Consider the following 15,893-nt stretch of genomic DNA (forward strand, 5'->3'; position numbering starts at 1 on the left):
GGTTTACTCTTCGCTATCTACCAATTCTTGATAACCAGCAGCATCAAGTAGGTCATCTAATTCACTTTCATTATTTGCTTTAATGCGAAATAGCCAACCTTCTCCGTAAGGCGCGCTGTTTACCAGCTCTGGAGAACCATCTAACTCTTCATTTACTGCGATAATTTCACCCGATAATGGTGAATAGATATCTGATGCAGCTTTTACTGATTCCGCGACTGCACAATCATCACCTGCTGCCACTTCTCTACCCACTTCAGGTAGATCAACAAACACCATGTCACCTAATAATTCCTGTGCATGTTCAGTAATACCGATAGTGTATTCACCATTACCTTCTGAACGGATCCACTCATGAGACTGCGCGTATTTTAATTCACTAGGTATTTGACTCATTGACCTTACTCTCCATTTAAAATAATTGTGCGTGTTATACCAATGCTTTACCTGAACGAACAAAGCCAGGTTTTACCACTTCTACTGGCATCTCACGATTACGCATTAATACAATTGCGCTATCTTTTATACCTGCGGGAACTCTTGCTAATGCAATACTAAAGCCTAATGTGGGCGAGAAAGTACCACTTGTAATCACACCTTCTCTTAATTCCCCCAAATCATCAGTAAAGTGTACGGCAGTACCTGCACGCAACACACCTTTCTCTCGCATGACAAGGCCGACAAGTTTATCTGTGCCTGTTGCGCGTAATTTTTCTAATGCTTCACGACCAATAAATTGACGATCTTCAGGTGCCCATGCAATCGTCCAGCCCATATTCGCTTCAAGTGGATTAATAGTTTCATCCATCTCTTGGCTATATAAGTTCATTCCCGCTTCTAAACGTAATGTATCTCTTGCGCCTAATCCGGCAGGTTTAACACCCACCGCTAATAATTTTTTCCAAAAATCGACAGCTTGCTCTTTTGGCATTGCAATTTCATAACCTGCTTCACCGGTATAACCTGTTGTTGCGATAAACAAGTCATCAAGCTCTACGCCATAAAAAGGCTTCATAGCTGAAACAACTTGGCGTTGCTGTTCAGTTAATAAACGTTGAACCTTTTCTTGTGCATGAGGGCCTTGAACCGCGATTAATGCCAAATCGTCACGAACAGTGATATCAACGACATAATCTGAAGCATGATGCTCAATCCATGCCAGATCCTTTTCACGAGTAGCGGAGTTCACCACAAGGCGATAGAAAGAATCATCAAAGTAATAGACGATAAGATCATCAATTACACCACCTGATGCATTAAGCATACCGGTATAAAGCGCCTTACCTTTTTCGGTGAGTTTAGCGACATCATTCGCTAATAAATAACGTAGGAAATCTTTAACTTGCGAGCCATGTAAGTCAACAATGGTCATATGAGAAACATCAAACATACCTGCATCACGGCGTACATTGTGATGTTCATCTATTTGAGAGCCATAATGCAGTGGCATCATCCAACCATGAAAATCGACCATACGAGCACCGCAGGCTACGTGCTCATCATACAACGGAGTCTGTTTTGCCATTCTTCCCTCTTTCTACTTTTACTTTAGATTATTCAGAGAACGCAATTTGTTAAATATAAAATTAAACTTGATTAGAAATCAGCGTATTAATCACGAGTTTAAGTTTATTTTTAAACAGAGATTTAACAAATACGAGCAATTAACGTACAACGCAAACGATACCATCTTCTTGAACTTAGCATTGTCAGAAAAAATAAACCATAAGTTAAAATAGGGTATTGTGTTTCTCAATCATAATAGAGAGATATGAGTATGCAGAACTAATGATTGCAATTATGCGTATCAGCGCTCATTTTTAGCGAGGAATTCCTATAAAAAAGGAATTAGTGCAAAGAATAGACTGAAAAAATAGATTTTTTTAGTTCTATCTCTTCAGTCAGATATAAATAAAAGTAATGTGAAATAAGAGAGGAATTAGATTTTTTCAACTGAAGTGAAATTTTTATCACTTAACCATTCAGGTAAATCAGAAAGCCCCATTGCTTGTTCAAGTAACTTTGGTTTTACGCCCGGTAAACTATCTGCTAACGAAAGACCGATATCTCTAACCAGCTTTTTAACTGGATTGTTGCCAGCAAAAAGTTCACGAAATCCCTGCATACTTGCCAACATAATAGCAGCAGCATGTTTGCGACGACGCTCAAATCGTCTCAAGTAGAGATATTCACCAAAATCTTTACCTTCTGCTTTTAAGCGACGGATCTCACCGATTAACTCAGCAACATCCATAAAGCCAAGGTTAACGCCTTGTCCAGCTAAAGGATGGATAGTATGTGCCGCATCGCCTAATAATGCTAAACGAGGCGCTGCAAATTGGCGTGCATAACGACCTGTTAATGGTATGGTCATACGATCACTGATTAATTCACATTGGCCTAAACGCATATCAAAAGTCACACCTAATGTGCGCTCAAACAGTTTTTTTTCTGCGTTTTTATAACTTTCAGCGAGGTTGTTTGGTAAAGACCAAACGATAGAACAAGTATAAGGATCAGAAAGAGGCAAGAATGCCAAAATACCTTCGCCATGAAAGACTTGACGTGCAACATTATCGTGGGGGTGTTCAGTACGAATAGTCGCGACTAATGCATGGTGTTCATAATCCCAAAAAGTCAGAGGAATATCTGCATGTTTGCGTAACCATGAATTAGCACCATCGGCTCCGACAACTAATCTTGCCGTCAACATTTCACCATCATTAAGGGTAATAAATGCATCATTTTCCCCCCAAACAACACGTTCAATTTGTGTCGATGAATAGAAGGTTATATCACTGTGGCTTTCACATTTTTGCCAAAGCACTTCTCGAATAAGATTATTTTCGATAATAGAGCCTAAATGGCTGAACCCTTCTTTTTGTGCCGAAAATTCAATACGACCAAAACTATCTTGATCCCAAACTTCCATACCTTGATAAGGTGCAGTTCGTAATGCTTGTAAACTTTCCCAAACACCTAATTTTTTTAGCAACATTTCACTGGCTGTATTAATAGCAGATACCCGTAATGAAAAATCATCTTGCGGGTGAAAATGTTTTGTTACTGGGTGATTTTCTATTATCGCTATACGTAATCCACACCCGTGTAATCCGCAGGCTAATGCAAGCCCAACCATTCCACCACCAGCAATAACAACATCAAATGATTTCATAATAAAAGTATCCTAAAAAGCGATTATATTTAGTCTGTCCAGCCAAGTGTTTGATGCGCCAATTTATCTCTCATCATTGGGAGCAACTCCATCGTCATTAACCCTAAGTTGCGAGAAACAATCAGTGGCACACAACGATTTGCAAACACTTTCACCAACCCATCAGTAATAGAGATTGTTTTTTCTCTATCTTGTTGGCGAAGCCGTTGATATTGAGAGAGCACTCGATAACTACCAATATCAGCATTGGCATTAATCGCTTGAGTGATCGTATTGGCGAGTGCCATAACATCACGTAAACCGAGGTTAAAACCTTGCCCTGCAATAGGATGAAGTGTTTGCGAAGCATTGCCAACTAACGCTAAACGATGACCAATAATTTGATTGGCTTTTTGTAGTGCTAAAGGGTAGCAATTGCGTTTACCAATATGTTCTATTTTTCCTAAACGCCAGCCAAAGTCACGCTGTAAATGTGCAACGGTTGTTTCATCATCCCACTGTAAAATTTCATCCCATTTTTCAATCGGATGACACCACACTAATGAGCTGCGCCCTTCACTCATCGGTAACATGGCTAATGGGCCAAATTCAGTAAAACGCTCGAAGGCTTTTCCCTCTGGGTCTATTTCTGTTTTGACATTAGCAATTACGGCGACTTGATGATAAGGCTCTCGTTGCCATTGAATATGGCATTGGTGGCCTATAGGCGAATTTGTACCATCTGCTGCAATCAGTAAATCACCTGTTACTTGCGTACCATTATCAAGCGTTACCTCAACGCAGTCGATATTACGCTGAACTTGTTCAACTTTAGCAGGGCAATAAAGCGCGATATTAGATTGCTTTTTTAGCTTGGCAAAGAGTAGCCGCCCTGCATCATGCAACTCAATCACATAACCCAGAGCTGAGATATCATAGTCTTGTGCATCAATATTAACAAAACCACAATGACCTTTATCAGAAACATGAACATGATTAATGGGAGTGACAAAAGGTTTTAATGTTGACCAAAGCCCGATTTGCTCTAACCGTTTCGCTGTTCCATGAGCCAATGCGATCGCTCTTGCATCAAACCCCGGATGCCCATTCTCAGGCTCTTTTGCTTCAATTAACGAAATTGAAATCTTACCTTTATTTAATGCAGAGAGTGCAAGTGCTAATGTCGCACCGGCCATTCCACCACCCACAATAATCACATTCATGCTGATTTTAGCCTTAAATTTTTCCTGCCATCAGAGCTTCAATTTCATCAGGATCTTTAACGACAGATGCCGTTAAGTTCTCATTACCTGTTTCAGTGATAACAATGTCATCTTCAATACGAATACCAATCCCACGATACTCTTGTGGCACATCGGCATCTGGCGCGATATATAACCCCGGTTCGATAGTCAGCACCATGCCTGGTTCTAAAATACGGTCACGGTCTGTGCCATAATGTCCAACATCATGAACATCAAGACCTAACCAATGGCTTAAGCTATGCATAAAGAAACGCTGATAAGCTTTTGTTTCAATAAGATGCTCGATTTCACCGTGCATAATGCCTAGTTTAACCAATCCTTCGACCATGATATACACGACATGCTCAGTGACTTCTTTGATGCTTGTACCAGGTTTATACAATTCCAAAGACACATTGATGGATTTTAAGACAATGTCATAAATTTCACGTTGTTGACGGCTAAATTTACCATTGACAGGGAAAGTACGGGTGATATCACCAGCATAACCTTCATATTCACAGCCTGCGTCAATGAGTACTAAATCCCCATCACGCATTTTGGTTTCGTTTTCGGTGTAGTGCAAAATACAACCATTTTCACCGCTGCCGACAATACTGTTATAGGAAGGAAAACGCGCACCATGAGAGACAAACTCATGTTCAATCTCACCTTGAAGTTGATATTCATACATACCAGGCTGACATTTTTGCATCGCACGCGTATGTGCTAATGCAGTAATTTTTCCGGCTTTACGCAGTAATTCAAGTTCAAAATCAGATTTAAATAGGCGTTGCTCATGAACAATTGGACGCCAATCAATAATAATTTGTGGTGCTTTTAAATTACGACGAGAACCTTTTCTTAAGGTTTCTAATGCATTAAAGACTATCTCATCAGCAAACGCATATTCACCTTGAGCATGATAAACAACATCTAACCCGTTTAATAATTGGTAAAGTTGTTCATTAACATCTTCATAAGGTAGCGCCTTATCAACGCCCAATTTTTCAGGTGCAGCTTCTTGCCCAAGGCGACGACCAAACCAAATTTCAGCGGTTAAATCTCTAACACGATTAAAAAGCACACTATGATTATGTGTTTCATCACTTTTAATCAGCACAAGAATAGCTTCAGGCTCACTAAAACCCGTTAGATAAAGGAAATCACTATGTTGACGATAAGGATACTCACTATCGGCATTACGTTGCGCTGGTGGTGCAGCGAAAAAGATAGCTGCACTCGCAGGCTTCATTTGAGCTAATAATGCCTGACGACGGGATAAAAATTCTTGCTTATTCATACCCACTCCTGTCTTTCATTTATCTTTATGGTTATCTAATTAATGATGAAATTAATGTAGTACACGTTGCTCATTTTGTTCGTTATTGTCTTTGTCTTTTGGTGCGACAAAAGTGATATAACAAAGTTGAACGGATACTTTTACATATTCACTGACTTCTTCAAGTGCATCTTCAAGTTCTTCTTGGTTTTCGTCTTCTTCGTAACCTAGCGCACCTATATTACGCAAATCAGTAATCACTTCAGTCAATTCTTTATGATCAGACAACTTAGGTTGAGCAACTCCCAATCCTAAAAGAAAATGATTAACCCAACCCGCAAGCGCATCAGCTCTTGAAAAAACCGATTCCGACTCGTCAGGCACTAACATAAAGAAGTTAAACACACTGTCATCAAGCTGTTCATAGGTGATGTGATAAAGCTCTTCAAGCGGCTCTGATAGCGTTTTAGGAAAGGCTAAACCTTCATTAGTCAGATCGTGCAATAAGGTTTTCCAACTGCTATCGCGCACTGCACCGCAAATAAATCCTGTAATCAAACCATGCATTTCAGCCGCAGTTAAAGGTACTGTATGTTGCTGTAATAATGCATCAATAGTTTGATAATTTGGTAATGTGTTCTGTTTTGACATAAGAATAAACGTCGCATTTAGGGGAATAGTTCAAGATATGCTACCATCAATAGAAGTCGCTGTACCAGTTAAGCCATGTTAATCATTGGAATTTTTGCAGTAATAGCGTTTAATACAGTGTTATAACCGTATACACTACTAAACACGTAGCACAGATTTTATGTCAGGAAGGAATCATGTCCGCACAACCCGTTGATCTTCAAATTTTTGGGCGCTCATTACGTGTCAATTGCCCACCAGAACAAAGAGATGCTTTACTGGCTTCTGCTGCTGAACTGGAACAACGATTACAAGATCTCAAAGAACGCAGTGGTGTTTCCAACACAGAGCACTTAATTTTTATCGTGGCATTAAATATGAGTCATGAGTTGGCAGAAGAAAAGTTAAAAACCAGAGACTATGCCTACAACATGGAAGAAAAGATAAAAATGCTACAACAATCCATTGAACAAGCTTTACACGATCAAGGCAAGCACCATGATCGCACTTTTTCAACTGCGAAGTAGATTTGTTCAGAAAGCATGCGTATACCATGAAATTCACAGATAATAGGTTGCTTTCTACAATTAAAATAATACAATAGTTCATAGATAAGGTGCTTAACGCACCCACCAAATTTCTCTGAGATGTTTGCCAGCGGGCCAGTCCCCTGAGCCGATATTCGAAACACATAGAACGTGGTGATCTGTTGCTTGTGAGCATACCCGATTCGTTCAGGCAGCCTAATGGTAGCAACACTATGTTCACCTTGGACCATGGGTTCAAGGGTTACAGCTTGCGGCGGCATCTTGGAGACCCTACTAAAGTTCTAAACATTAAGTATTTTATAACTACTTAGTGTTTAGAACTTTTTTTATGCTTCTATTCTCATATCTTCAACCTCTTCGCTTTCTTACCTCTAAAGTGTGATAAATTGATAAAAATGATGATTCCCACTTAACACTAAGCACTTATTGATGGATTAATGAATGACGCATACTTCACTTTTTCAACAAAGAGATGAAATCCGCAAAACTATTCGCCAAAAACGACGTTTACTGACATTAGACGAACAACAACAGGCTGCTGATAAATTATGTGAGCAAGTTCTTACTCATCCTAAAATCAAGCCAGCGCAGACGATTGCACTATTTCTTTCTTTTGATGGTGAAATTGATACATCACCTTTGATCTCTCAACTATGGGCATTAAATAAACAGATTTGCTTACCTGTATTACACCCATTTCATCGTCATCACCTCCTTTTTTTACGCTACACACCTTCTACTGTATTAGTCAAAAATCGCTTTAATATTTCTGAACCCCCTTTAAATGTGAATATGGTTATTCCTATCTCTAATATTGATATTATTTTTACACCATTAGTGGCTTTTGATACCCAAGGCCAACGATTAGGTATGGGCGGTGGTTTTTACGATAGAACACTAGAAAACTGGCAACAAAAATCATTTTACCCAATGGGGCTTGCTCATACTTTCCAACAAGTTGATTATCTTCCTGTTGCTAATTGGGATGTTCCATTACCTGAAATTATTACACCTAATAAAAAATGGAGCTTCAATAACTAACTTATATATATTAATTTTTATTTTCCACCATCTTTGTTTTTTTATATCATTATCTTACATTATTAGTTTAAATCTCTATTTTTAACCAAACTATATCTAAGATGAAAAATAGAGAAAACACAAAGATTATAAAAAGTATCAATATAATTCTGAATCTATCGGGAAAACAATTAAACAATGAAAATTTAACTAATAATGAATGTAATAACACTATTTCATCATTAGAAAAAACCTACGCTTTTAAACTAAGAAAAAAAAGCATTCATCATGTTTTTAAAAAACAATTAAATCATCCAATTATATTTTTAGACAATTTAGAAAACATATTTATTATTTTAAAATATAATGATCATGAGTTTCTGATTTATAACCTACAAACTGACCAAATGGAAACATGGAACAAAGAAACATTAATAAAAAACAGTGCACATCACTATTATTATCTAGATTTTTTAACAAAGCATTTTTTTGATATTTCTTGGTTTATTCCTACTTTTATGAAATATCGTTCATTCTTTCAAAGTGTTTTATTTTACTCGTTGATTCTTCAGCTGCTAGCACTTGCATCTCCTCTAGTCATACAAATAATTATGGACAAAGTTATTATACATCGAGCTTTGTCCACACTTGATGTATTAGTAATAGGTCTTATTTTTGTAGCTATTTCAAGCTCTGTACTTCAGGGAATAAGAGAATATATTTATCATCATACTGCTAATAAAATTGATATGTTACTGAGTTTAAAATTGACTCATCATTTATTCAAGTTACCTATTAGTTACTTTAAATCTCGCCAAACAGGTATTATTGTCACCCGTGTAAAAGAACTTGATATTATTCGAGAATTTATTACAAAGACCTTATTAATGTTATTAGTTGACTTCTCATTTATTTTTATTTTTCTGTTTGTTATGGCATATTTGTCATTAAAGTTAACATTAATATTTCTTACCACCATTCCACTCTATTTTATATTAGCTAAATTAATTGCACCAAAAATAGAAAACACAGTACAACAACTTTATCAATGCTCGGCAACAAATAGTGCTTTTTTAACAGAAACACTAGGAGGCATAGAAACAATAAAAAGTCTTTCATTAGAACCGCGTTTTACACAACAGTGGAATACGCAAATTCATCAACTAACTAATGAAAATTTAAAATTGCAAAAAATTGATAACCTATCGCAATACATTGTTTCATTTTTACAAAAAATAACGATAGCCACTCTTTTATGTCTTGGTGCTTCTGAAGTGATTTCACTCTCAATGACCATAGGTCAGCTAATAGCATTTAATATGTTGTTAACTCATTGTTTGCAACCTTTAAGTTCCGCAATAGAAGTTTGGGGAAAGTATATAAGAACAAAAACGGCTGTTTATAATTTACAAGACATTCTTAATCTTCCAATAGAGCAAGAAAAAGCACATAAGAAAATTATATTACAAGGTGAAGTGAGTTTTGAGAATGTAAGTTTTTACTATCAACATGATGCTCCCGCCATTTTAAAGCAAATTTCTCTTGTGATTAAAAAGCATGAAACTATTGGCATAGTTGGAACTTCTGGATCAGGAAAAAGCACATTAGCACGCATGATCGCAGGACTTTATATACCACAATTAGGACTAGTTAAGCTTGATGGAATTCCTGTTTGCGAAATTCCTCCCACAGTATTACGTCAACAAATAGGATTTGTATTACAAGAGAATTTTTTATTTCATTTAACCGTTTTTGATAATATCCGATTAACCCAACCATCAGCCTCATTAGATGAAGTTATTCATGTTGCTAAATTAGCAGGTGCTCATGAATTTATTTTAAAGCTTCCTTTGGGATACGATACCTTAATTGCTGAAAATGGCAGATCTTTATCTGGGGGACAACGCCAACGTATAGCAATTGCCAGAGCCTTACTATCATCACCTAAGATTTTAATTTTTGATGAAGCCACTAGTGCATTAGATGGCGAGTCTCAAGCCATAATTGAAAAAAACCTTCCTCTTATAACACAAAATAAAACCGTCATTATGATAGCTCATCGCCTTTCAACAATAAAAAACTGTGACCGCATTATTGTATTAGAAAATGGTCAGATAATTGAAGAAGGAAAACATAATGAATTGATTAAAAAAGATAGTTCTTATAAAAAACTTTGGCTACATCAACAAGGATAAAAATAATGAAATCAAAAATCAAACAACTCATTAATCATTATTTTAAAGCTAAAAAAGAGCCTAAAAACTATGATTTTTACCCTAATCATATTGCAGTGCTTGAAAAACTACCAACACCTTATAGCCGTATTATTGCGATAATAATTTCATTAAGCGTTATTATATTTATACTCTGGGCATATATAGGAAAATTGGATGTACTCTCATCAGCAATAGGGAAATTAGTTGTTTCAGGTTACTCTCAACAAATTCAAATTTATGAACATAGTCGCTTAACAGCAATCCATGTAAAAAATGGTCAACAGGTTTCAAAAGGAGAAGCTTTATTAACACTCGATATTTTAGGTGTTGATGAAGAGATTAATAATCTAAAAAATAAAATAGAGAATCTATTATTACTAAAAATCCGTTATCAAGCCTTAAGCCAAATTACTTTACCTGATACATTCCCTCAATTTAATTTATTAAATGAGAAAAACAAAGAATCAATTTTATTAAGTTATAAAAAAGAAAAAGATGAATTTGATGCCAGTATCAACAATATTAATGCTGAAATAGAAACTAACAATAAAAATAAACTCCTTACTCATCAGGAAATTGACTCATTAAATAAATTAAAGAAGAATATTGAAAATCGCTTTAATATAAAAAAGACACTTTATGATAAGAAAATCATTAGTACTATGGAATTTTTGGAAAATCAACATGAACTACTAGAAATTAATCGTTTTATTAAGAGGAAATCATCAGAATTAATTATTTTATCCAGTCAAGAAAAAAAGCATATTAAAGAACGCGACAGATTAGAAAAACAAAAATATCTAGAGTGGTATGACAAATTTAAACAATATGAAAGTGAAATTTTTCTTTATCAGCAAAATCTTTATCATGCTCAGAAACGTCAGCAATTAAAAATTGTACGCTCTCCTGTTACAGGTACTGTCCAAGAGCTCTCTGTTCATACTCTAGGAGCCGTATTACAACCTTCACAAGCAGTAATGGTAATAGTACCAGATAATCAACATAATGTTGCAGAGGTAAATATTCTCAATAAAGATATTGGTTTTATCTATCCAGGACAAAAGGCGGTAATTAAAATTGATGCTTTTCCTTATACCCGTTATGGCACCATTGAAGGAACTATTATCAATATAGCAAAAGATTCCGTACAGCATGAACAATTAGGCTTAGTTTATCCAGTCCTTATTGAACTAGATAAACAAGCTATTGGTGAAGATGAAGAGCAATATCAGCTTGCCACAGGGATGTCTTTAGTCGCTGATGTAATTATTGAAAAACGTCGAGTGATTGATTATTTACTCAGCCCAATAGAAGTTTATCGTCATGAAGCATTAAGGGAAAAATAATAGAGAGATATCTATGAATAATATAGCTAAAAATCATCTTCCTCTTCATCCTTCAATTATTGATGGGTTAATTTATTTTTCAAAAGAAAATAAGAATTCATTAAAAAAAGAGCAGCTTATTCATTTTTTAGGTGATACTAATCATCTTTCAGAGTTAAATATTATTGAAGCTGCTGAACAGCTAAATTTAAAATGCGAATTCTCTCACCTTAATAATAAAGATGAAAGTATCATTGATACACTTATTGAAATAAACGGATATTGGTATATTCTAAAGAAAAGAATAAATGATAAATTAATTATTATTAATCCAAGTACTAACACAGAAAAAATTCATCATATTAATAAAAACATCACTTTTCCAACGCTGCTAATTATTAATAAGATACTTACAAATAAACTAAGCAAGTTTAGTTTAATGTGGTGTATTCCTTCTTTATTAAAACAAAAAAAATCATTATGTTTAATTTTTATTTTATCTTGTTTTATTCAATTATTTTCCTTGGTAAATCCAATCATTTTTGAAAAAATCATTGATAAGGTATTAACAGGAAGAAGCTTATCTAATTTACAGGTTTTAGGTTGGGTGCTTGTACTTATTGCTGTTATAGAGCCTATATATCTTTTAGTACGGGATAAACTTTATGCTTTTGTTTCTTGCACCCTAAGTGCGGAATTTTCTGGTAAAATTTATAAGCATCTCATTCGATTACCAAATCAGTTTTTTAATCAACGTCAATCTGGACAAATTATCTCTCGTATTCAAGAGCTTGCCCATATTCGCCAATTTATTACTGGCTCAGCACTGATGATGGTGTTGGATTTTATTTTTATTATCGTGTTTATTTCTGTAATGTTTGCTTACTCAGTTTTATTAACTTGGATAACCATAGCAGCATTAGTACTTTATTTTTTACTCTGGCTGATACTTGGCCCAATGATCCGTTATTGGGTTGAACAAGAGTACCAAGCGAATGCCGATAATACGAGCTTATTAACTGAAGCCATCAATGGTATAGAAACCATTAAAATAACAGCAACAGAAAACCAATTTATTGAAAAATGGCAATATAAGCTCACCAACCATATTCTTAAGCGTTTTTCTGCTGCCAAAAAAGCGTTACTTGCTCAGCAATTAATTGGCGCTGTTCATAAAATTACTATGGCAATTATCTTGTGGCATGGTGTGAACTTAATTATGAAGGCACAGTTAAGTGTGGGAGAATTAGTGGCTTTTAATATGTTTGCCGCTCATATTACACAACCTATTTTACGTTTAGCTCAACTCTGGCAAGATGTTCAACAAACTAGCATCTCAATACGTCGTATTGGCGAGATCCTCAATACTCCCACAGAGTATCAACATCAAGGGCTTGCCACTGTACCGCATATTAAAGGAAATATAGAATTTTCTCATGTACGCTTTCGGTATACAGACAATACTCCAGATGTGATTGAACAACTTTCTTTCGCTATTCCTGCAGGAAAGTTTATTGGTATTACAGGACCATCAGGTTCAGGGAAAAGTACCATCACACGTTTAATTCAACGTTTTTATACCCCACAACAAGGGCAAATTTATATAGATGGCATGGATCTCGCGATTGCCGATCCCCTTGCTTTACGCCAATCGATTAGTGTTGTTTTACAAGATAATTTTTTATTTAGTGGCACTATTATGGAAAATATTCGTTTATCAAAACCTGATTGTAACGAAGAAGATATTATTGAAGCGACCAAATTAGCAGGGGCTTTTAATTTTATTACTCAACTCCCTAATGGGTTTAATACGCAAGTAGGAGAAAGAGGAAGTAATTTATCAGGGGGGCAGCGTCAGCGCATTGCTCTAGCAAGGGCACTTTTACCTAATCCGCGCATTCTTATTTTAGATGAGGCAACATCCGCATTAGATTATGGCTCAGAAGCTGAAATCTTAGCAACCTTTCCTGCTATTTGTAAAAATAGAACGGTAATTTGTATCGCTCATCGACTTAATTCCATTTCTATTTCAGATTATATTTATGTCATTGATAAAGGTCGTATATTAGAAGAAGGTACACATACAGATTTATTAAATAATAAAACACTTTATCAGCAATTGTGGCAACAACAGACACAGCAATAAACCATAGTAAGTGATGAATCATAAAAATAAAGGCTCAAATTATTGAGCCTTTATACTTAATATTAAAATCGTTTATTTAGTACAACATACGAGCACGAATTGTACCTGGTAACTCTTTTAGTTTCTGCAACACTAACTCAGCTTGAGCTTTAGTTTGTGTTGTAATATCAATCACAACATAACCTACATTACCTGATGTACGTAAATACTGTGCGGCTACATTAATATTTTCTTCAGTAAACACTTTATTGATGCTATTCATCATACCTGGGCGGTTTTCATGAATATGCAGTAAACGGTTTACATCATCACCGTGGCTTGGCAGTGATACTTCTGGGAAGTTAACCGCAGATAACGTAGAGCCATTATCTGAATATTTCGCTAATTTACCTGCAACTTCATAACCAATATTTTCTTGCGCTTCTTGTGTTGAACCACCGATATGAGGCGTTAATATCACGTTATCGAATTTAATAAGTTCAGAGACAAACGGATCGTTAGGATCGTTATTTGCACCTGGCTCAGATGGGAACACGTCAACGGCAGCACCAGATAAATGTTTTGATTCTAACGCTTGCGCTAAAGCAGGAATATCAACCACAGTACCTCGAGAAGCATTGATAAGAATTGAACCTGGTTTCATGCGCTGAATTTCTTCATGACCAATCATATTCTTTGTTGATGGTGTTTCTGGTACATGTAAGCTGACAATGTCACACATATTCAATAGTTCAGACAGATGACGAATTTGCGTTGCATTACCCAGTGGCAGTTTATTTTCAATATCATAAAAATAAACATCTAAACCCACACTTTCAGCCAAAATACCTAACTGTGTACCAATATGACCATAACCAATAATACCTAGTTTTTTACCGCGCGCTTCAAAACAACCTTTGGCTTGCTTATCCCAAACACCACGGTGGGCTTTCGCGTTTGCTTCCGGAATACGGCGCAGTAATAACAGTAATTCACCTAGCACCATCTCAGCCACGGAACGAGTATTTGAGAAAGGAGCGTTAAAAACAGGAATACCGCGACGAGCAGCAGCATCTAAATCAACCTGATTGGTCCCAATACAGAAGCATCCTACAGCAACTAATTTTTCAGCGGCTGCAAAAATTTCTTCTGTTAAATGAGTACGGGAACGAAGACCAACAAAACGTGCATCACGGATAGCTTCTTTTAATTCTTCGTCCGATAATGCGCCTTTGTGATATTCAATGTTGGTATAACCCGCAGCTCTTAAATTTTCTACTGCACTTTGGTGCACACCTTCAAGGAGTAGAAACTTTATCTTTTCTTTTTCCAAAGATACTTTGACCATTTACCCTGCCCTATCGTTGTTACATTTAATGAAAAACAAAATCCTGTCTCAACAACATAACAAAAATAGAGTTTGTGGCAATACAACCGATTGCAGTGATGACAGAATAAGCGATAAAGAAAGCGATTTTCTACCGAGTAAAATGATTTTGACTTTGAAAAAGGCAGGATTTTAAAGAGAGATATAACTATGGTGTGATATATATCACTGAATTTGCAGTTTCTAAAATAATTTTAAAAAGAGGTCGCCATTGCCACCTCTTTTTAATCATCTTACTTAATCGTTTTAACGCCTTCAGACGTTCCCATTAAAACGACATTTGCACCACGATTAGCAAATAATCCTACTGTAACCACACCTGGAATACTGTTAATTTTATTTTCCAGTTCAATAGGGTTAAGAATTGTTAAGTTATGAACGTCTAAAATAACGTTTCCATTATCTGTTACCACGTTTTCACGATATTCAGGCAAGCCACCCAGTTTAACCAACTCACGAGCGACATAAGAGCGCGCCATTGGAATAACTTCAACAGGTAGAGGGAATTTACCTAATACATCGACTTGTTTAGATTCATCAACGATACAGATAAATGTTTTTGCCACACCTGCAATAATTTTTTCTCGCGTTAATGCAGCACCGCCACCTTTGATCATTTGCATATGGTGGTTGATTTCATCAGCACCATCAACATAGATATCTAAAGAATCGACTTCATTACAGTCGAAAACAGGAATGCCGTAACTTTTTAATTTTGCAGTTGATGCTTCTGAACTTGAAACAGTGCCTTCGATTTGACCTTTCATTGTTGCTAATGCATCAATAAAGTGAGAAGCCGTGGAACCAGTACCGACACCCACAATCGTGCCTGGTTTTACATATTCAAGCGCTGCCCAACCTACTGCTTTTTTCAATTCATCCTGAGTCATTTAAAAAACCTTATTTATCACATTAATGGATTAAGAATAGCATATTGCATTCAAAACTAGCACCGGACACAT

At 36.0% G+C, this 15,893-nt stretch carries 13 protein-coding genes and 1 other RNA gene; 6 read left to right on the forward strand and 8 right to left on the reverse strand.

Annotation, left to right across the window (positions count from 1 at the left end):
- Positions 1–3: 3 nt before the first annotated feature.
- The 6 genes from gcvH to H1225_RS10350 all read right to left on the reverse strand — a co-directional run bounded on the left by gcvH (position 4) and on the right by H1225_RS10350 (position 6,331).
- Positions 4–396 carry a glycine cleavage system protein GcvH gene (gcvH, locus tag H1225_RS10325; RefSeq protein ID WP_006533681.1) on the reverse strand — a complete coding sequence of 131 codons (393 nt, stop codon included), beginning with the start codon at positions 394–396 and terminating at the stop codon, positions 4–6.
- 34 nt (positions 397–430) lie between these two features.
- Positions 431–1,525, reverse strand: a complete 1,095-nt coding sequence (gene gcvT, locus H1225_RS10330) for a glycine cleavage system aminomethyltransferase GcvT (protein WP_072063348.1) — start codon at positions 1,523–1,525, stop codon at positions 431–433.
- A 414-nt stretch (positions 1,526–1,939) separates the two neighbouring features.
- Positions 1,940–3,175, reverse strand: a complete 1,236-nt coding sequence (gene ubiI / locus H1225_RS10335) for an FAD-dependent 2-octaprenylphenol hydroxylase (RefSeq protein WP_072063349.1) — start codon at positions 3,173–3,175, stop codon at positions 1,940–1,942.
- A gap of 29 nt (positions 3,176–3,204) precedes the next feature.
- Entirely contained in the window at positions 3,205–4,377 is a 1,173-nt protein-coding gene (gene ubiH, locus H1225_RS10340; RefSeq protein WP_161769829.1) for a 2-octaprenyl-6-methoxyphenyl hydroxylase, read from the reverse strand.
- Positions 4,378–4,390: 13 nt separating this feature from the next.
- A complete protein-coding gene (gene pepP, locus H1225_RS10345; protein ID WP_115065518.1) occupies positions 4,391–5,701 on the reverse strand; it encodes a Xaa-Pro aminopeptidase in 1,311 nt (436 codons plus the stop codon).
- Positions 5,702–5,752: 51 nt separating this feature from the next.
- Positions 5,753–6,331 carry a YecA/YgfB family protein gene (locus H1225_RS10350; RefSeq protein ID WP_109847779.1) on the reverse strand — a complete coding sequence of 193 codons (579 nt, stop codon included), beginning with the start codon at positions 6,329–6,331 and terminating at the stop codon, positions 5,753–5,755.
- Between the two features lie 176 nt (positions 6,332–6,507).
- Here H1225_RS10350 and zapA point away from each other — a divergent pair, with 176 nt between their 5' ends.
- The 6 genes from zapA to H1225_RS10380 all read left to right on the forward strand — a co-directional run bounded on the left by zapA (position 6,508) and on the right by H1225_RS10380 (position 13,565).
- Positions 6,508–6,837: a cell division protein ZapA gene (gene zapA / locus H1225_RS10355; protein WP_023581530.1), complete on the forward strand. Its 330-nt coding sequence runs from the start codon at positions 6,508–6,510 to the stop codon at positions 6,835–6,837.
- A gap of 109 nt (positions 6,838–6,946) precedes the next feature.
- A non-coding RNA gene (gene ssrS / locus H1225_RS10360) (6S RNA) lies at positions 6,947–7,130 on the forward strand.
- Positions 7,131–7,299: 169 nt separating this feature from the next.
- Positions 7,300–7,899: a 5-formyltetrahydrofolate cyclo-ligase gene (locus H1225_RS10365; protein WP_072063354.1), complete on the forward strand. Its 600-nt coding sequence runs from the start codon at positions 7,300–7,302 to the stop codon at positions 7,897–7,899.
- 101 nt (positions 7,900–8,000) lie between these two features.
- Positions 8,001–10,073, forward strand: a complete 2,073-nt coding sequence (locus tag H1225_RS10370; protein WP_161724788.1) for a peptidase domain-containing ABC transporter — start codon at positions 8,001–8,003, stop codon at positions 10,071–10,073.
- Between the two features lie 5 nt (positions 10,074–10,078).
- Positions 10,079–11,440, forward strand: coding sequence for an HlyD family type I secretion periplasmic adaptor subunit (locus H1225_RS10375; RefSeq protein WP_202608235.1), 1,362 nt, complete (start codon positions 10,079–10,081; stop codon positions 11,438–11,440).
- Positions 11,441–11,453: 13 nt separating this feature from the next.
- The gene (locus tag H1225_RS10380; RefSeq protein WP_109847782.1) at positions 11,454–13,565 is read left to right on the forward strand and encodes a type I secretion system permease/ATPase; all 2,112 of its coding nucleotides are present in this window, start codon (positions 11,454–11,456) and stop codon (positions 13,563–13,565) included.
- Positions 13,566–13,641: 76 nt separating this feature from the next.
- Here the strand turns inward: H1225_RS10380 and serA are convergent, their stop codons facing one another.
- Together serA and rpiA are read right to left on the reverse strand one after the other, a co-directional pair.
- Positions 13,642–14,892 (reverse strand): phosphoglycerate dehydrogenase, encoded by a 1,251-nt coding sequence (gene serA, locus H1225_RS10385; RefSeq protein ID WP_006533704.1) that lies wholly within the window; start codon positions 14,890–14,892, stop codon positions 13,642–13,644.
- Positions 14,893–15,164: 272 nt separating this feature from the next.
- Complete coding sequence (gene rpiA, locus H1225_RS10390) at positions 15,165–15,821, reverse strand: ribose-5-phosphate isomerase RpiA (protein ID WP_072063358.1); 657 nt, start codon at positions 15,819–15,821, stop codon at positions 15,165–15,167.
- Positions 15,822–15,893 lie beyond the last annotated feature (72 nt).

Origin of the sequence: Proteus penneri (genome assembly GCF_022369495.1) — a bacterium.
Taxonomy (GTDB): Bacteria; Pseudomonadota; Gammaproteobacteria; order Enterobacterales; family Enterobacteriaceae; genus Proteus; species Proteus penneri.